Genomic DNA, 18,511 nt, shown 5'->3' on the forward strand with positions numbered 1-18,511 from the left:
ACTGGGAAGATCTCCTACGCGGTCGGGGCAATGCTCTCGGGCGTCGCCGACGGCATGCGCTCGGGCGTGGCCAGCGACTCGAGTCCTCTCAGCACCTCGGTGTCCGGAATGCCGAAATCGATCAGGCAGGCGATTTCATCGACGCCGATATCGCGCAATCCCGCGATCATGGGCCGGATCGAGTCCGGCGTTCCGAACAAGCCATTATTGCGGTAGTAGCGTTCGAAGGCGAATTCCAGCACCTTGGCCCGTGATTTCTCGTCCAGGCTTTCCAAGGCATCGGAGCCACGCCGCCAGAGATCCACGGAATCCTGGAGATAACTCTTGAAGGGGCCTTCCACGGTCTTCCGCACCTGCGCCTCGTTGTCTCCGACGAAGGTGTGCAGCATGACGGTGACCGTGCCCTGGTCGGTGCCGTGCCCGTGCCGGGCCCGCGCCTTGCGATAGGCCGCTATTTTCTCCGCCAGATCGTCCACTTCCTGGAACAGCAGCGCGGTAAGCACATTCACGCCGAGCGCGCCGGCCATTTCGAAACGCTCGATGCCGCCGCTGCAGGTGAGCCAGGTCGGCAGCGCGGGCTGCACCGGCGCGGGGAATATCCGCACCGAACGCTGTTCACCGACGCCATTGGGCAATTCGATCGATTCACCGCGCCACAGCCGCTGGACGGAATCCATACCCGATCGGGTGACCTCCACGCGGTCGGCGTAATTGTGCCCCGCCAGCACGAAGTCGTCGACATTCCAACCCGTCGCGAAGGCCAGGTCGACACGTCCGTTCGACAGATTGTCGACGACCGACCAATCCTCGGCGACGCGTACCGGATTGTGCAGCGGGAGAACCACACTGCCGGCGCGAATACGTACCCGCTCGGTACTCGCCGCGAGCGCCGCACCCAGCACCGCGGGATTGGGGTACAGCCCGCCGAACTTGTGGAAATGCCGCTCCGGAATCCAGATGCCCTCGAAGCCATGGGTATCGGCGAAACGCGCGCTCTCCAGCAGCAGCCGGTAGCGGCTGTCGTCGTGCTGCTGGGCATCACTGGAGAAGAACAGCAGGCTGAATTTCATATCGGGACCGGCCGGCGCAGCGGCGCCGTGCCGCGCGTTCACCTTCTCCGCAACCTCGGCCAGGGTCAAACCGTCGAAGATATCCTCGGCGGTGATCTCCGTCTGGAACCGATCCTCCAGCACCGTCATCAATTCCGCGGCCTGCACGGAATCGATACCGAGCGAGGTGAGCGGCGCATGCGGGTCGACCGATTCGCGCTCCAGCCGCGTGGCGGCCCAATTCAGGAAGAAGTCCAGCACATTCGCGCCATCCGGTGAATCGCTCATATCGCGCTCTCCTGAAATACCGCTGCCGATGAGTACTGTTCACGCAAACGCTGCCGCTGAATCTTTCCGCTGGTGGTCTTGGGCACTTCGCCCTTCCCGACGAAGACGACCCGGTGCAGGCTGATGGCATGGGTGCGGCTGACGATGTCGCGGATCGAGCCCGCCAGCGCCTCGCGCTCCTCCTCCGAGACATCGGTGAGTTCCTGCACCACCAGCACCCGGTCCTCGTTGTCGATGCTCGCCGCGAAGACCGCGCAGCCGCCGGGCCGCAGCATCGGATGGCCGGACACGATGGTGCGTTCGATGTCCTGCGGGAAGATGTTCCGCCCGTGCACGATCATCAGCTCCTTGATGCGCCCGGACACGTACAGCTCTCCGTCGCTGACGAATCCGAGGTCACCGGTCCGCAGGTATCGCTCGCCGTCCTCGCCGGGGATCTGCGCGGCGAAGGCGCGCTCGTTCTCGGCCGGCTTGTTCCAGTACCCGGCGGCGATGCTCGCACCGCGCAGCCAGATCTCGCCGACCAGGTTCGCCGGGCACCGCCGCCGGGTCTCCGGATCGACCACGGCGAGCAGCTCGGGATCGACCGGACCGGTGCTCAACAGTTCCCGGCCGCGCGGCAGCTCGATCGCGGCGCCGCCCTCCAGATCGGTCACCGAGAAGCACCGGGAGCGCGCGCCCGCACCGGGCCGCCCACCGCTGACATACAGGGTCGATTCGGCCAGGCCGTACATCGGCACGAAGCTCTCCGGGCGAAAACCGCTCACCGCGAACGCGTCCGAGAATTTGCGCAGAATATCGGGATCGATCGGCTCGGCGCCGACGAAGGCGACGCGCCAGCCGCTCAGGTCCAATTGTGCGGCCTCGGCCCGCGAGACGCGTTTCGAGCACAGTGCGTAGGCCAGATTGGGCCCACCCGCAACGACATTCGCCTTCCCGGATATGGCCCGCAACCAGGCGAGCGGATCGCGCAGAAAGGTCAGGGGCGAGAGGATTGTGCTCGACATTCCCGCGAACACCGGCAGCAACAGCCCTTGAATCAGTCCCATGTCGTGATAGGGCGGCAGCCAGGAAACGATCGAGTTGTCCGATGCGATGCCATTCTTTGCGACAATGAGTCCGAGGTTCTGCATCAGATTCCGGTGCAGCACCATAACGCCCTTGGGATCGCCGGTGGAACCGGACGTATATTGCAGAAACGCAATGTCATCCGGCCCGGGGGCCGAATCCGGTCGCAGGCCGAATCCGCCGGAGCCGGCGGCGCTGCTGTCGATGATCCGAATGTCCGGTCCGAGTTGCCGACTGGCGATCTCCACCACCGACGGTGGCGCAATCGCCACCATCGCGCCACTGTCCCGGATGATCGTGCTCAGTGTCGTCAGTTGCTGCAACGAGAATGGAAGATGAACCGGCACCGCGATTCGCCGAGTCGACAGGCAGGCGAAGAAAGCCTCCATGAACTCCCGGCCGGGCGGGCACAGAATGACAACCCGGTCACCGGGAACGGTCACTTCCTGCACATGCCACGCCAGGCCCGTTACGCGCTCCCACAGGTAACCGTAATCGACTACTTCCCCGTCATCCCGTGAGCTCGCGAACGTGAAAGCGGTTCTGCGCGGGCTCTGCGCAACTCGCGCAGACAAAATGTCTACCAGGGTGAGGGGGTCGTGCGTTGATTGCCGGACATTCATACATACCTCCGCTGAGGGAATGACAGAGCAAAGCTAGTGCCCAGTCAGAAATCTCATCCGGCGACGCGCCGGTACGGAAACCGTCGAGACTCCATCCTCGCATTGTCCGGACAAAGATCCGCTGACCAGGCGTTATTAGCGTGTCCATGGTGGTGGTGCCCGCCGGACAGCGCTACGCGTATCCGGCGCCCGATGCCATCGGCGGGCAAATGGACTCGATCGATAGTTCGTCCGTTTTGCCGGAAACCATGTGTTGCTGAGCCTGACCGTCATTGGTCTGCGTCTCAGCGGCCGGCTGCTGCGCAATGGCATGGCTCAGGCGATACCGCCGCAGATGCCCCGGCCCATCCTGATCATCCGGCCACAGCTGATCATCCGGCCACAGCTGATCATCCGGCCACAGCCGTACGGGGACTTCAGCCGGGCCGCGGTGCCGTGGAACCGGGTGGGAACGGCGCCCGTCTATGAAATGCGTTCGGGCACAGCGGAAGTGCTGGGCAGCCGACCGAGCCCGGTCAGCCTGCGTCAGGTCTTCATCCTGACCATGACCTTCGACATTCCGGTCGAGCCTCTGCCGTTCCACCTCATACTGATATGCCTGTTCATCCTGACTCCTCAGGCGCGTCACCTGGCGAATATCCTTGTGCTGGAACGATATTCCGAGCCGGACACACCGAGCAGATGGCGTGCGCGCGGCCCGGGACGGCTACCGCTTTCGAGCCGACGGCGTTCCGGCGCCGCCGCTGTACGGTATCTGGAACGTAAGCGCGTTAACCATAGACGACCATCCGCAGCCGCCGCTGGCGACTGATGAACTCCGTTGTCGGAGTGTGACTATCGACACTGGGACCGCTACCGCTGATCACGCCTCTTCGCCCGAATCCGGCGGTTCGGGAGCGGGATACAGGCGATGGATCGTCAGGGCCGCCGCCAGCAGCCGGGAGTCATTGGGGTCACTGGGATCGAGACCGGTCAGATCGGCCACCCGGCGCAATCGGTAGCTGAAGGTGTTGGGGTGCACGTGCACCACCGCCGCGGCGGCCTTGCGATCCGAACCGTGCCGGATATGCGCGTCGAGCGCCTCGAAGAGATGCGGGTGCCGCAGGATCGGGGCGATCCGCTCGGCCAGCCGATCCCGCGCCGGACCCGGACGGGTGAGCTGGTACTCGAGCAGCAGATCGTCCAGCCGGTAGACACCCGTCGGACACCCGAGCAGGCGGGCCAGTTCGGCGAGATCGGTGGTCTGCCGGGCCGCGCCGGGCAGCTCCGCGCGCTCTACATCGTGCGCCTCGGCGATGAAGACGTCGACCCCGAACTGCCCGGCGAGACCGGCCGCCAGCCGTTCGAACGGCCCCTGCCCGACCTCCGCCGCCGGCCGGGATCGGCTGGGCACCAGCGCGATTCCGTGCGCACCGTCGAAGGTGTTTAGCGCCGTCTGACCGATGAGCGCGTCCAGGGCCTGCTGGAACTGCCGGATGCGGCGGCGGGTCACCATGGTGTCGGCCAGCATGACCAGCGGGCCGGGCCGCAGATGGAAGCTGAGCACGTCGTAGCGCTCCGCCACTGCGATATCGCCGCGCGCGGCCAGCTCCTCCACCGCCGCGCCGCGCAACAGGGCCGCGCACAGGGTGCGCCGCGCCTCGCGTTCGACGGTGTAGATGGACTGCTCCACATCGGAATGCACCTCGGAGATGGTGATCGTGATGTGCATGAGCGCCTCCAGGATGCGCTGGCCGATCGCCACGATATCGGGCAGCTCGTGGGGTTCCGCCGTCCCGGCGATCTCGTCCCAGAGGTAGCGGGCGCCGGCGAACAGCCCGGTCATGAGCTGGCGCAGCGGAACCCGGTCCTCGGCGTGCCGCTCGACCACCGGGACCACGTACTCGGCGACCTCCTCGTTGCTGATCACGCGGCGCTCCTCGATGGCCCGGATGAAGGCCACCGCACCGCCCAGCAGGCTCGGCATGACATCGGCGAAATGATCGGCGGGCAGATTCTCGGCGCCGGGCACCGCGTCGAGCGCGGCTTCGAAGATCCCGGCGGCGATCTCGGGCAATCGCGGCTGTATACGGGCGAGGACGGACGAGTCGTCACCGAATGACGGAACCAGGGCGAGCATATTCCGATTGTCACCGGAGACAGAGTCGAGCACCAACCATTGTGTGCGAAATACCAATCACCACAGCATCATCCCGGCATCATTGCTGGTCGTTGTCACACCAAGCGGTTGCTTGGCAAGGGCCACAGCGGTTTTCGAGGACCTACCGCCACCTAGTTTCACGAGTGTGAAATGCCAATCAATTCTTGTCACCGAATACAAAGCAGTTCTTTATCTTTCGCCATCCAGTCAATTCCCGGTTAGGCTCGGGTAGTGTCCATCTCGACTTCTCGAATCGTGTCCGTGGACGATCTACCGGGGCCCAAAGGATGGCCCCTGGTCGGCAATCTCCCACAATTGACACCCTCCCTGCTGCACCGCCAATTCGACGACTGGTGCGGCGAATACGGGAAGATGTACCGGGTGCGCATGGCCGGCCAGCGCATCGTGGTGGTCAGCGATCCCGACCTCAACCGGGAAATCCTGCGCGACCGCCCGGGCGGCTTCCGGCGGCAATCCTCTATCGAGTCCGTCATGGACGAAATGGGCTCCAACGGCCTGTTCTCCCTGGAAGGCGACGCCTGGCGGCGGCGCCGCAAACTGGCCATGCCCGCCTTCAACGCCACTCACCTGCGCGGCTTCCAGCCCACCCTGGAGACCATTACCGCACGCCTGCACCGGCGCTGGGAACGCCGCTCCCCCGCGGACATTCGCGCCGACCTGACCCGCTTCACCGTCGACGTCACCGCCAAACTCACCTTCGACTACGACATCAACACCATCGAACAGTCCGGCGACGTCATCCAGCGTCACCTGGAACTGATCTTCCCCATCCTGAATCGGCGGCTCGCCACACCGTTCCCCTACTGGCGCTATGTGAAACTGCCCGACGACCGCGCCCTGGACCGGGCACTCGCTGCCCTGCGCCAGGATCTGACCGCCGTCATCACCCGGGCCCGCGCGAACCTCCCGGAACGACCCTCCAACTTCATCGAGGCCCTGCTGCTGGCGCAGGACGGCCGCGGCGAGTTCACCGATGACGAACTGTTCGCCGAGGCGCTCACCATCCTCATCGCGGGCCAGGACACCACCAGCAATGCCATGGCCTGGCTGCTCTACCACCTGGCCGCGAAACCCGATGTGCAGCAGCGCATCCGGGAGGAGATCGACGAGATCCCGTCCGTGCTGGACCGGCAGCCGTACCTGGAGGCCGTGGTCGCCGAATCCATGCGCCTGCAGCCCACCACGCCGCTGGTCGGCCTGGAGGCGATCGGCGACACCACCATCGACGGCGTGGCCATCCCCGCCGGCACCTGGGTGGTCGTCAATGTGCAGCACGCCGGACTGCAGCCCGAGAACTTCAGCGCCCCCGAGACTTTCGATCCCGAGCGCTGGCTGCGCGAGGGGCCCGGCAACCACCGGCCCGACGCCTCCATCCCCTTCGGCTCCGGCCCCCGCTTCTGCCCGGGACGCGGCCTGGCGATGCTCGAGATCAAGAGCGTGACCGGCATGGTGTGCCGCGGCTTCGACATCAGCCGCACCTACGGCGCCGAACCACCCAGGGACCGTTTCCATTTCGCCGTCATCCCGACCGGCATGCGCCTCGATCTGACGCCCCGACCGGCCGGAGCGATCCGTTCCTGACCCCTCGACAACGTAAGGACCCCGCATGGCAATCAAGAAGCTCTCCGCCACCGACGGCGTCTGGCTGTCCCTCGAATCCCCCGATATGCCCATGCATGTCGCGTTCCTGCTGGAGTTCACCGCACCCGACGGGGACGCCGCTCGCTTCGTGCGGCGCTGGCGCGCACAGGTCGTCGCGCCGATCTCGGTACCGCAACCGTGGAACCTGGTACCCGTCGGCGGCCCGCTGACCCGCCTGGTGGCCCTCATGCGCGAGACCGCCGAAGTGGATCCGGCCGACCACATCCGCACCTGGCAGCTGCAGCGCGGCGGCGACCGCCGCGAACTCACCGAACTGGTCTCGCGAATCCACCGCGAACAACTGGATCCGTCCCGCCCGCAGTGGGAGATCCACCTCATCGAGGGCCTGGCCCCCGACCGGTTCGCCCTCGTCCTCAAGGTGCACCACAGCCTGTTCGACGGCGCCTCCCTCATGCGGCTGTTCACCGACACCTACTCGACCGATCCCGCCGACCGCGACACTCCGAACCTGTTCACCATCGGCCGGGTCGATCTCGATGCGCGGGAAGGTATTCCGTCCGCCGGCCGGGTCCGGACCTGGCTGACGACGCTGCTCGGGGTGCTCCATCTGATCCGCGGCATCGCCACGGCGGGCCGCGACGCCCTCCGCCGGAACCGCGGCCGCGACACCGCGCAACGCGCCTACCGGCAACCGCCCTCGGTCTTCGACGGCCCGATCACCGGCCGCCGCGACCTGTCCCTCCGCCGCTACGGCCTCGGCCACTTCAAACGGCTGGCCAAGGCCGCCGACTGCACGATCAACGACATCGTGCTGTACCTGGTCGGCACCGCCCTGCGCGACTACCTCACCGAGTACTCGGACCTCCCCGATAGCACGCTCACCGCGGGCGTCCCGATGGATCTGCGGGAGGGCGACGACGCCCGGGTCGGCACCCGGGCGGGCATGATGTTCACCTCGCTGGGCACCGATATCGCCGACCCGCTGGAACGGCTCGCCGCGGTGCGGACCGCCATCGGCGCCGCCAAACAGCAGCTCACCGCCCTGCCGCCGAATGCCGTCATCGGCTACGGCCTGGCTGTGACCCTGCCGTGGATCATGGGGCTCACCTGGGGTCGCCCCGGGACCCCGGCTTCCCATCCGATGGGCATCTCCAATGTGCCCGGACCCCGAAAGCCGTTGTACTGGAACGGTGCCCGGCTGGAATCGCTGTATCCGGTCTCGCTGCTCATGCACGGCAACCCGTTCAATGTCACCTGCGTCGGGTACCTCGACGCACTCCACTTCGGCGTGCTGGGCGCAGCAGACAAGCTGCCCGCGATGGCCTACTTCACCGACAGCCTGGACGCGGCCCTCGACGAGCTGACCGCCCTGCTGCTGCCCGCCGAGGAGCGGGCCCTCCCGTCCGCGGGATAGGTCGAGAACCCAAAAGGATGCTCCCGGTCCATACGGACCGGGAGCATCCTTTTCAGTGCACCGCGCAGAAATCACGCCGGCAAGGCGGTGAGGCCACCGATCGACTTCGCCCAAGCCACATAGTTGTCCAGGCCCTGCTGCAGGGAAACCGTTGGCGCATAGCCGAAATCACGCTGAGCCGCGGTGGTGTCGTAGGTGTTCGACACGGTGAGGGCCGCGACCGTCCAGCTGGACAACGGCGGCGCCACCCGGGCCTGCAGACCGGGGATCTTCCAGACGGTATCGAAGACCGTGATGACGGCGTCCAGCAACGGCTTCGGGATGGTGCGGGTCGGCGGTTCCAGGTCGAAGGCGGTGGCCAGATCGCGGGCGAAGGCCCACAGATCGACGTCGTCGCCGTCGGCCAGGAAGTAGGGCTTGCCGGCCACGGCATCCGACCGCGATGCCTGGACGCAGGCGCGGGCCGCGTGCTCGCAGTAGGTGATCGACACCAGGACCGGCTTGCCGCCCGACAGGTCCGGCAGGCGGCCGGAGCGGATCTTGTTGAGCAGCAAGGTCATCCAGCCGCCCGAGCGCGGGCCCCAGATCATGCGCGGACGCAGGGCGCAGGTGGTGAAGTCGGGGCTGTCGGCCGCCAGCACCTCGCGCTCGGCAATGGCCTTGGTCTCGACGTAGTAGCTCTTGGGATTGCGCACGTACGGCTCGGATTCGTCGACGCCGAAACGATCGCGATCATATTCGGTGGCCACGCTCGGGCTGCTCACGAAGACGAACCGGCCGGCCCCGGCGCCGCGCGCGGCATCCAGCAGCCGGCGAGTGCCCTCGACATTGGCCTCCCAGAACAGATCCCGGTGACCGGTCTCGGCCACCCGCCCGGCACTGTGGTGCACCACGTCGATGCCCTTGCAGGCCGCGGCGAGGGATTCCGCGTCGCCGAGATCGCCGTGCACGATCTCGACATCCGGCAGCGACCGCAGGTAGCCGAGATTGCCCGTCGGGCGGGCGAGTACGCGCACCTCGTCGCCCGCCGCGAGGGCCTGGTCGACGATATGGCTGCCGAGGAAACCGGTCGCGCCGGTGACGAGGACTTTCATCGCTGGGTTCCTTCACTGTCGTAGCCGAGGCGCGCGCCGGCCCAGCCGGACAGCGCCTCACGGCCGATCTTGGCGTTGTGCCGGATATCGACCGGAAAACCGTCGTGCCGCAGGAAGGTCCGGATCGGCGCGGTCAGCTCCCGGGCCCCGGCGAGTTCGAGCAGCTCGCGCTCGACGCGCGGGCTCTCCGCCGGATCCACGCCCGCGCGCAGTTCGTAGCAGAGCACGGGCACCTGCGCGTCCGGGCGGCCGACGCCGACCAGTGCGCTGCGGTGGATATCCGGATGGGTATTGAAGATCTGTTCGCACTGCACGGTGAACAGGTCCCCGGCGGCGGTGCGCACCCGCTGGGAGATGCGGCCGCAGAACCACAACCGGTCGTCCGCATCACGCCACGCCAGGTCGCCGATGCGATGCCAGCGGCGCACGGTGCCGTCCGGCAGCCGTTCGTCGATCTTGGCTCGCGCATCGGCGGCCGGATTGCCGTGATAGTTCTTGCTGACCTGGCCTCCGGTCGCGACGATCTCGCCGACCTCTCCGCGCGCGACTTCCAAATCCTCTGTCCAGTAAGGGATTTCGGCATCGCTGATGCGAATGATGCGGACCCGCGTATCACTGTCGGATTCCGGCAGCGCCCGACCCACGCAGGTGCCCGCACCGTCGAGGGTCCGCTCCCGCAGTTCCGCCAGCTCCGACCACTCCAGGGTGGTCAGCGGAAGCGCCTCCGTCGCACCGTAGGTGGTGAAGACCCGCGCCTGCGCTCCCAGCGCACCGCGCACGGCGGCCAGCGCCGCCAGATTCGCGGGCGCACCCATGGAAATGACGGTGGTGAGACTCGGCAGCTCGATTCCCGTGCGCTCCAGATATTCACCGAGCGGGCCGAGCAGTGCGGGCGACGCCGTGAGATCGGTGACCCGGAACGACCGCGCCACCTCCACCAGCAAGGCCGGATCGGCCTTCGCCACCCGCACCGGATCGACCGGGCCGAGCACCACGTGCGCACCCTGCAACAAGTCGAACAGCCCGAACAGCGGCACGGTCGACAGTGAGACGAAACCGTCCGCACGACCGTGCAGTTCGGCCACCACGCGCAGCGATGCGGCGAAGCCGGCGCGGGTGAACTCGACACCCTTGGCCGGTCCCGTGCTGCCGGTCGTGAACGCGATCATCAGCAGCTCCTCGGGCGCGTGTACCGGGGCCACCGGCACGCCTGTGCGACCCCGGTCCGCGAGCTGCGCCAGCGTGTAACCGCCCCAATAGGTCCGGCTGCCCGCCGTCACGTGCACGCGGATGGTGCCGAAGGTGCGCCGCGCGGCGATCCGGACCAGGTGCGCCTCCGGCACGCCGATGAACGCCTGCGCGCCGACACTGCGGAAGCAGTGCAACATGCGCTGCACACCCATGCCCGGATCCACCACCACCGGCACCGCACCCACCCGGAACAGCGCGAAGATCACCGCGAACAGGTCCGGATCGGGCCGGACCATCACGATCGTCTTGACGCCCTCGGTGATTCCGATATCGGTGAAGGCGCGCGCGTACGCGTCGACCCGCTCGCCGAGTTCCCGGAAGGTCACCGCCTCGAAGGAGTCGGTGCCCGACTTGCCGGAACGCCGCGTCCGATGGCTCACCGCCGGTAGATCGGCGTACTTTTCGAGCTGCCGCGTGAGCAGCACATCCGGATCGTCGAGTACCGCGTTCACACAGCCCCTTCCACCCGGTAGCTCACGCAACCGGCCATCGGGCCCGAACCGGCCGCCAGCAGTACGAGATCGGTGCCGGGCGACAGCGCACCCTGCTCGCGGAGCTGGTGGTAGGCAATGGCCAGACCCGAACTGCCGGCATCGCGGTCACCGGTCATGGCCTGGTAGCCCTCGGCGAATCCGAAGTCCCGCGCGAGTCCGCTCGCGAAACCGGGCAGTGGATTGTTGGTGACCAGAATGGCTTTACCCGTATCGATATCGGGCCGGCCGGCCAGATATCCGCGCAGAGTATCGGCCGCCGTGGCGGTCAGCACGGTGTCATAGTCTTCGGCGACCTCCACCGTAATCGTCTGCTGCCCAGCACTTCCCATGGACTTCAGGTCCAGGAATCCGGACACGCCGGGATGGGTATCCGTGGCACGGCCGCGCACGGGGGAAATACGGAACGAGCCGAAACCCGTCTCGCGATCCACACCCTTGCCGAGTAGCCAGGCCGCACCGACCGTCGCATAGCGGAAATCGCCCGGCTCATGAGCGATTCCGCCCGGATGCGCATCGCTGCCGACGACCAGTACCCGCTCGGCGGTGCCATTGGCCAGCAGCGCGGTTGCCGCATGCACCGCATTCAGCACACCGCAGGCGCCATTGCGCAGGTCCAGCGAGAAAGTGGCACGGCCCGAGCCGGCCTCGTAGTCCAGGTGCATATCCAGGCCGAGCTGGATGAGCGCCGAGTTCGCGGGCTCGACCACATTGCCGTCCCGGTAGACCCCGACATTCACCAGCACATCCACATCACCGGGCGCGATTCCGGCGCGCTCCAGGCATTCCCTGCCCGCGGCGACCGCATGATCGATGGAGCCCGCCGTCGCCGGGGCAGCGCTGATCGCGGAGTGTTCGATGACAACCGACATGTTCATCCCACCAGAGAATCGATAGTGGCCGACAGGACGCCGAAAATCATTCCGGAAGCGGTCGGCACCAGGCAGACCTTGGAACCCTTCGGTATTTCGCCGCGCGAAATGTAGTCGTACAGGGCGAGAAAGTGTGTGCTGGCACCGGTATTCGCGTATTTGTGCACGGTCGCCAGCCGCGGCGGCATCTCCGCCTCGTGGATCTTGCTGCCGGATTCCGCGAGTTTTTCGGTGAAGGCCACGCCGAGCTGATGGAAGACGATGAAATCGAACTTCTCCTCGGCGAAAGTGGTGCCGCGCTTGATCAGCCGATCCCGATGCAGTTTCGCCCAGGTCTCCCGGCGCGGGGCGGCCTGCATGGTCATATTGTCGGTCAGCATGATCATGTTCTCGGAGGCGTCGCTGGGCTTCGCGATACAGAGCGGCGAGAACTCCGCACAGGTGATCATGTCCACGTAGTGGATGCGGTCGCCCTCGTCCTCGGCGCGGTCCACGATCACCGCGATGGCGGCGTCGGCCAGGGTGAGCGCCGGGAACTGCAGGTCCCGCGCATCCTTCGCCTCGGCCAGCGCACCCTCGGTGACCGGGGAGATGATCTCCGAGGTGACCACCATGCCGGTCCGCACCAGACCGGCGCGAATCATGTTCTCCAGCAGGTAGATCGCCGTCATGGTGCCACCGCAGGCATTGACGACGTCATAGCCCATGGCATTGTCCGCGCCGATCCCGCGGGCGATACCGTGCGCGGCGGCGGGCTCGAACACCATGTGGAACCCGTCGTGCACCGTGGTGCCGGCGCTGATGATCACGTCCAGATCGGCGGCCGCGTAACGGGATCGCGCCAGGCAGTCCTGCGCGGCGCGCACGCCGAGCGTCAGCGAATCCTCACCCGCCGACCGGTCGACCATGCGACGGGTCCGAATTCCGGTGATCCGCTCGACTTCGAATTGCCCGCCGCTCGACATGCGGGAGAGTACTTCATCCGTGGTGAATTCGCGTTGGGGCAGAGCAGCTCCCAGCGCACTTAGGCGCGCAGCACTCGACATCGTGACTCCCGATAGTGATGGGATGGGATGGGATGGGATGGATCTGGCGACGGAGCCGTCCATATGAATCGACATGAATCGACCGAGGCTGACAGTGGCTCGATCCGGATATTCCTCGGACGGTAGAGACGACCGCCGTACGGTGTCAAGACAACTCGTGGCCGAGAGCGACCCAGGTCACCCGGAAGCGCGGTCATATCGAATGCCACTGCACGCGAGAAACCAATTCACACAATGGATTCTGTCTCCGGAGACAACCGCCCGCGTCCGGTTGCGACCGGGCCGAAATCCTGGTTACGCTGACTGTGACCGGCACCCTTCCGGCAATCGAATTCCAGCGGGCCTACCCACCACCCATCGCCCGTAATTGCCCTTGATTCCGCGCGTCGTCGCGCGATCCGGCCCGCCAGATTTGGAGCACCTTCGCGATGACATCCATGGCAACCGTCACCACCGCGAGCCGCCCGGCCCCCACCGCGCCCGGCGCCCTCCCCCTGCTCGGCCACTGGCTGCGCTTCGGCCGCCGCCCCTACCGGTTCATGTCCACCCTGCCCGCGGTGGGACCGGTTGTGCGGGTGAAGATTCCGGGCTACGACACCTATGTTGTCACCGATCCGGAACTGGTGCGCGAGGCCTTCGTCGCACTCTCCGACCAAGGGCACATGATCGAACGCGGCGAAGCGCTGCTCGGCGAGGGCGTCACCGTGTTACAGGGCCAACGACACAAGCGCGAACGCCGCATGATCGCACCGGCCTTCGCCAAATCCCGCATCGCCCGCTATGCGGCCGTCATGACGCGACTCGGCGCCGAACGCGCCGCCGCCTGGCACGACGGCGAGCAGCTCGCGGTCAACGAGGAGATGCACGACCTCGCCCTGCGTACCGTCGCCGGCTCCCTCTTCACCGGCGAACTCGGTTCCGAGACAGCCGAACACATCCACCGGCTACTGCCGCCGGTCATGACGCTGCTGTCGCGGCGCGTCACCCGCCCCGCCTGGATCGACCGGCTGCCGCTCCCCGGCAACCGCCGCTTCGACCGGCTGGTCCTCGAAATGAAGGCCGCCACCGGCACCATCATCGGCGCCTACCGCGCCGAACTGGCCGCCGATCCCGGCCTCGATCACGGCGACCTGCTCGACACCCTGCTCAAGGCGCGCGACGAGACCGGGACCGCCCTCACCGACTCCCAGGTGCACGACGAACTGATCAACTTCCTGGTCGGCGGCACCGAGGCCATCGGCGCGACACTCGCCTGGGTATTCCACGAACTCGGACAGAACCCGGACGTGGAGTCGGCGCTGCACGCCGAGGTGGACGCCCTACTGCGCAGCGAAGACGGCACCAGCGTCCGGGCCGCGGAATTCGGTGACCTGGCTGCCCTCGAAGTCACCAAACGCATTGTGCTGGAGACGCTGCGCAAGTACTCACCCTGGCTGACCGTCCGGCACGTGCCCGCCGACTACACCCTGGGCGACACCGAAATACCCGGCGGCAGCATGCTTTTCGTCTGCCCCGTCGCTGTCCACCGGGACCCCGCGATCCACCCCGATCCGGAGCGCTTCGACCCCGGCCGCTGGCTGCCCGAACGGATGGCGACCATGTCCAAGGGTGCGCACATTCCATTCGGCATGGGCGCCCGGCAGTGCCCCGGAAACGTGTTCGCGCTCACCGAGATCGCCCTGCAGGTGGCGACGATCAGCGCCCGCTGGCGACTACGGCCCGTCCCGGGCGTCCCCGTGCGCGAGACGGTGATCGGCGCGCTCGTGCATCCGCAGCGCCTGCCCATGATCGCCGAGGCCCGTTGATCGTGATCGGCTTCGTGCTCCGCAGATACCGGGCGGTGCTCATCATCGCCGCCGTGCTCGCGGTGCTCGCCGGCCTGGCGGGCACCACCCTGTTCGACAAGCTGCAGGGCGGCGGCTACTTCGATCCGGCCGCGGAATCCACCGCCGCGGCCGACGCGCTGCGCGACCACTTCGGGCAGGGCGCACCGAACGTCGTCCTGCTCGTGGACACCGGACGGGCCGTCGACGACCCCGAATCGGGCCGCGCCGCAACGGCACTCGTGCAGAAGTTGCAGGCCGAAGCCGATATCTCCGGGGTCATGTCCTACTGGACCTCCGGGCGCCTGCCGGCGCTGCGCGACAAGAACGGCCACGCGGGGCTGATCGTCGCCACCATCCTGGGCGACGAGATGCAGATCGATCACCGGATCGCCCGGCTCGCACCGGAATTCGCGGGCAAGCACGACGGCATCGAGGTGCGGGTCGGCGGCTACGCCATGATGATGCACGAGACCGTGCAACAGGGGCAAAAGGACGTAGTCGCCGGTGAGGCCGTCGCCTTTCCGCTGACCCTCATCGCACTGCTCGTGGTGTTCGGGACCGTCGTGGGTGCGGCCCTGCCGCTCATCACCGGCACCGTCACCACCATGCTCACCATGGGCGTGCTGTGGCTGGTAGCCGAGGTCACCGACTTGTCCTCCACCGCAACCAATGTCGCCTCACTGCTGGGACTGGGGCTGGCGATCGACTACAGCCTGCTGATCGTCAACCGGTATCGCGAGGAGCTCACGACCGCCGACGACCCGCGGGCGGCGTTGATCGCGACCATGAGTTCGGCGGGGCGGACGGTAGCCTTCTCGGCACTGACCGTCGCCATCGCGCTCTCCTCCATGCTGGTCTTCCCGCTGCTCGCCGTGCGGTCGATCGGCTATGCGGGTATCGCCGTGGCGCTCACCGCCGCCCTGGTCTCGCTGACCGTGCTGCCGGCGATCCTGCTGGTCGCGGGCGATCGCATCGACAGGTTCCGCCTCTTCCGGAAGCGGGCCGGGACCTCCCGCGAATTGGACGAGGGGTTCTGGCATCGCCTGGCCACCGTGGTCATGCGGCGGCCGCTGCCCATCGCCACCGTCACGGTCTTGCTGCTGCTCGCATTGGGGCTGCCGTTCCTGCGATTCCATCCCGGGTTCCCGGACTATCGGTCCATGCCGGCGGGCTCGGCCTCGCGACAGGTCGCCGAGACCGTGCAACGCGACTTCGACGCCGCCGAACTCAGCGGATTGTTCGTGGTGCTGCCCGACAGCAAGGCCGGGCTCACCGACTACGCCACCGCGCTGTCACGACTCGGCAATGTCGCGCGCGTCGACACCGCGACGGGCAGTTACGCGAAGGGCGCGCCGGCCATTCCCGCCACCGCCGTGCACAGTCGCTTCGAAAACGGCGAGGCCGCTTACCTTTCCATTGTTCCCACCGCGGCCGACCCGGCGAGCATGGATGCCGTCATTCGCGATATCCGGGCGGTCCCGGCCCCGTCGCGGGCGCTGGTCGGCGGGGTGGATGCCGCCAATATGGATGCCATCCACGCGCTGACCGCGCGAGCCCCGCTCGCCCTCGGCTATGCGCTGGTCGCCATGGCGCTGCTGCTGTTCCTGCTGACCGGCAGCGTGTTCGTTCCGGTGCTGGCACTGATTCTCAGTGCGCTGAGCCTGTCCGCCACCTTCGGCGCGCTCGTCTGGATCTTCCAGGACGGCCACCTCTCCGGGCTGCTCGGGTTCACGGTGACCGGTGATCTGTCGGCGGTGGTGCCGGTCATGCTGTTCGCCGTCGCATTCGGGCTGGCCATGGACTACCAGGTGTTCCTGCTCGCCCGCATCCGCGAGGAATACGAGAAGACCGGTGACGCAACGGCATCGGTGGCCATCGGACTCGAACGGATCGGCCGCATCGTGACCGCGGCCGCCATCCTCATCTCCATCGTGTTCCTGGGCTTCCTCGCCTCCGACATCACCTTCATGAAGGCGTTCGGCATCGGACTGCCGCTGGCGGTGCTGGCGGATGCCACCATCGTGCGCGGATTCCTGCTCCCGGCGACCCTGCGGCTGGGCGGACGCTGGACCTGGTGGGCGCCACCGCCATTGCGCCGCCTGCACGCCCGCATCGGCCTGCGCGAAAGCGGTCCGGCTCCCGCCGAAGTCGCCGTCGCCACCTGAGATTCCCCGACTTTCACCACTTTCCGTCCACAGACCGAGGTATCCCCATGACTGCTTCTTCCACCGGCCCCGAACGCTATGACGTCGCCATTATCGGAACCGGATTCAGCGGCCTGGGCGTGGCGATCAACCTGCGCCGGCTCGGCCTGGACAACTTCGTCATGCTGGAACGCGCCGACGCCATCGGCGGCACCTGGCGCGACAATGTGTATCCCGGCTGCGCGGTCGACGTGCCGTCGGTGCTGTATTCGTACTCGTTCGCGCCGAATCCGGACTGGACGCGGCTCTACGCGACGCAACCCGAACTGCGCGCCTACACCGAATCCGTGGTCGACCGATTCGACCTGCGGCAGCATGTGCGACTGAAAAGCGAAGTGGCCGAGGCCGACTTCGACGACGAGGCCGCGGAATGGGTGATCCGGCTGACCGACGGCCGGCTGGTCCGGGCGCGCGCGGTCGTCATGGGGTACTTCTCACTGCACACCGCGGCCATCCCCGATATCCCCGGTCGCGCCGGCTTCGCCGGGCCGCAAATGCACTCCAGCGCTTGGGATCCGGCCTTCGAGCCCGAGGGCAAGCGCATAGCCGTGGTGGGCGCGGGCGCCAGCGCCGTCCAGATCGTGCCCGCGCTGGCGCGCACGGCGGGCCGGGTCGTTTCGTTCCAGCGCACCGCCGCCTGGGTGCTGCCGCGCGGTGATCGGCCGATTCCGCCGGCCGTGCGCACGCTGCTGCGCCGCATTCCGCCGCTGCGGCTGGCGGCGCGCGGCTTCGTCTTCACCTTCCTGGAGGCGCTGCACTTCGCCGAATTCCACCCGAGCCTGGTCCGGCTCTATGCGCGAATCTGCCTGGCCGCCTTGGCTCGTCAGGTGCCCGATCCGGAGGTGCGCCGGAAGCTGACGCCCGACTACAGCTTCGGCTGCAAACGGCCCATGGTGTCGGACGAGTACTACGCCGCCTACGCCCGGCCGAATGTCGACCTGATCACCGAGAAGATCATCGAGATCACCGCGACCGGGCTGCGCACCGCGGATGGTGCGCACCACGAGGTCGATGCGATCGTGTGGGCCACCGGATTCCACGTGCAGGACTCCATTGCGCGCTTCCCCGATTTCCGCACGTCGACCACCTCCACCCGGGAGAAGTTCGGCCGCGACGGTTTCACCGCGTACCGCGGCATCGCCTTCGCGGGCCTCCCCAATCTGTTCGCCGTCACCGGGCCCAATACGGCGCTGCCGCATACCTCCCAGTTCCTGGCCATCGAGCCCACCGCGCGCCTGATCGCCCGCACCATCACGCATATGCGGGACAATGCGATCCGCCGCTACACCCCGACCGAGTCCGCCGAACGCGCATGGGTGACCCGCGCCCGCGAGCTCCTCAGCACCCGGATCTGGTCCACCGGCGGCTGCACCAGCTATTTCATCGACCCCACCGGCACCAATACGCTCACCTATCCCGGTGGCACCTGGACCCTGCGCCGCGATCGGCGGAACCTCCGCGTCGAGGACTGGCAACGCGACGGGTAACGGACATTCATCCTCAATCCCCACTAGATGGACAC

13 protein-coding genes are annotated in these 18,511 nt (G+C 67.1%); 6 read left to right on the plus strand and 7 right to left on the minus strand.

Going from position 1 to position 18,511, the window contains the following annotated elements; translation table 11 throughout:
• Positions 1-14: 14 nt before the first annotated feature.
• Positions 15-1,337, minus strand: coding sequence for a MupA/Atu3671 family FMN-dependent luciferase-like monooxygenase (locus ACIP5Y_RS11960; protein ID WP_400349782.1), 1,323 nt, complete (start codon positions 1,335-1,337; stop codon positions 15-17).
• Positions 1,334-3,028 carry a fatty acyl-AMP ligase gene (locus ACIP5Y_RS11965; protein ID WP_400349783.1) on the minus strand — a complete coding sequence of 565 codons (1,695 nt, stop codon included), beginning with the start codon at positions 3,026-3,028 and terminating at the stop codon, positions 1,334-1,336. The genes ACIP5Y_RS11960 and ACIP5Y_RS11965 overlap by 4 nt, the downstream gene beginning before the upstream one ends.
• Before the next feature lie 250 nt (positions 3,029-3,278).
• Between ACIP5Y_RS11965 and ACIP5Y_RS11970 the strand changes: the two genes are divergently transcribed.
• Positions 3,279-3,839 (plus strand): hypothetical protein, encoded by a 561-nt coding sequence (locus ACIP5Y_RS11970; RefSeq protein ID WP_400349784.1) that lies wholly within the window; start codon positions 3,279-3,281, stop codon positions 3,837-3,839.
• A 51-nt stretch (positions 3,840-3,890) separates the two neighbouring features.
• Here ACIP5Y_RS11970 and ACIP5Y_RS11975 read toward each other — a convergent pair whose 3' ends face one another.
• Entirely contained in the window at positions 3,891-5,147 is a 1,257-nt protein-coding gene (locus ACIP5Y_RS11975) for a PucR family transcriptional regulator (protein WP_400349785.1), read from the minus strand.
• Positions 5,148-5,399: 252 nt separating this feature from the next.
• Between ACIP5Y_RS11975 and ACIP5Y_RS11980 the strand changes: the two genes are divergently transcribed.
• Positions 5,400-6,770, plus strand: a complete 1,371-nt coding sequence (locus tag ACIP5Y_RS11980) for a cytochrome P450 (RefSeq protein ID WP_400349786.1) — start codon at positions 5,400-5,402, stop codon at positions 6,768-6,770.
• Positions 6,771-6,795: 25 nt separating this feature from the next.
• A complete protein-coding gene (locus ACIP5Y_RS11985) occupies positions 6,796-8,205 on the plus strand; it encodes a wax ester/triacylglycerol synthase family O-acyltransferase (RefSeq protein ID WP_400349787.1) in 1,410 nt (469 codons plus the stop codon).
• A gap of 71 nt (positions 8,206-8,276) precedes the next feature.
• Here the strand turns inward: ACIP5Y_RS11985 and ACIP5Y_RS11990 are convergent, their stop codons facing one another.
• From ACIP5Y_RS11990 to ACIP5Y_RS12005, 4 genes are read right to left on the minus strand one after another with little or no spacing between them, the layout of a single operon-like run.
• Positions 8,277-9,299: an NAD-dependent epimerase/dehydratase family protein gene (locus tag ACIP5Y_RS11990; RefSeq protein ID WP_400349788.1), complete on the minus strand. Its 1,023-nt coding sequence runs from the start codon at positions 9,297-9,299 to the stop codon at positions 8,277-8,279.
• Complete coding sequence (locus ACIP5Y_RS11995; protein WP_400349789.1) at positions 9,296-11,002, minus strand: fatty acid CoA ligase family protein; 1,707 nt, start codon at positions 11,000-11,002, stop codon at positions 9,296-9,298. Before ACIP5Y_RS11995 ends, ACIP5Y_RS11990 begins: the two co-directional genes overlap by 4 nt.
• Positions 10,999-11,919 carry a hypothetical protein gene (locus ACIP5Y_RS12000; RefSeq protein WP_400349790.1) on the minus strand — a complete coding sequence of 307 codons (921 nt, stop codon included), beginning with the start codon at positions 11,917-11,919 and terminating at the stop codon, positions 10,999-11,001. Before ACIP5Y_RS12000 ends, ACIP5Y_RS11995 begins: the two co-directional genes overlap by 4 nt.
• Positions 11,916-12,959: a 3-oxoacyl-ACP synthase III family protein gene (locus ACIP5Y_RS12005; RefSeq protein WP_400349791.1), complete on the minus strand. Its 1,044-nt coding sequence runs from the start codon at positions 12,957-12,959 to the stop codon at positions 11,916-11,918. The genes ACIP5Y_RS12000 and ACIP5Y_RS12005 overlap by 4 nt, the downstream gene beginning before the upstream one ends.
• A 428-nt stretch (positions 12,960-13,387) precedes the next feature.
• Between ACIP5Y_RS12005 and ACIP5Y_RS12010 the strand changes: the two genes are divergently transcribed.
• The 3 genes from ACIP5Y_RS12010 to ACIP5Y_RS12020 are packed head-to-tail and all read left to right on the plus strand — an operon-like array spanning position 13,388 to position 18,476.
• Positions 13,388-14,764, plus strand: a complete 1,377-nt coding sequence (locus ACIP5Y_RS12010) for a cytochrome P450 (protein WP_400349792.1) — start codon at positions 13,388-13,390, stop codon at positions 14,762-14,764.
• 2 nt (positions 14,765-14,766) lie between these two features.
• Positions 14,767-16,950 carry an MMPL family transporter gene (locus ACIP5Y_RS12015; RefSeq protein ID WP_400349793.1) on the plus strand — a complete coding sequence of 728 codons (2,184 nt, stop codon included), beginning with the start codon at positions 14,767-14,769 and terminating at the stop codon, positions 16,948-16,950.
• A 47-nt stretch (positions 16,951-16,997) separates the two neighbouring features.
• The gene (locus tag ACIP5Y_RS12020; RefSeq protein WP_400349794.1) at positions 16,998-18,476 is read left to right on the plus strand and encodes a flavin-containing monooxygenase; all 1,479 of its coding nucleotides are present in this window, start codon (positions 16,998-17,000) and stop codon (positions 18,474-18,476) included.
• The last annotated feature ends 35 nt before the right edge of the window (positions 18,477-18,511 follow it).

The sequence above is a fragment of the Nocardia sp. NPDC088792 genome (assembly GCF_044750615.1).
In the GTDB taxonomy this organism is placed as follows: Bacteria; Actinomycetota; Actinomycetes; order Mycobacteriales; family Mycobacteriaceae; genus Nocardia.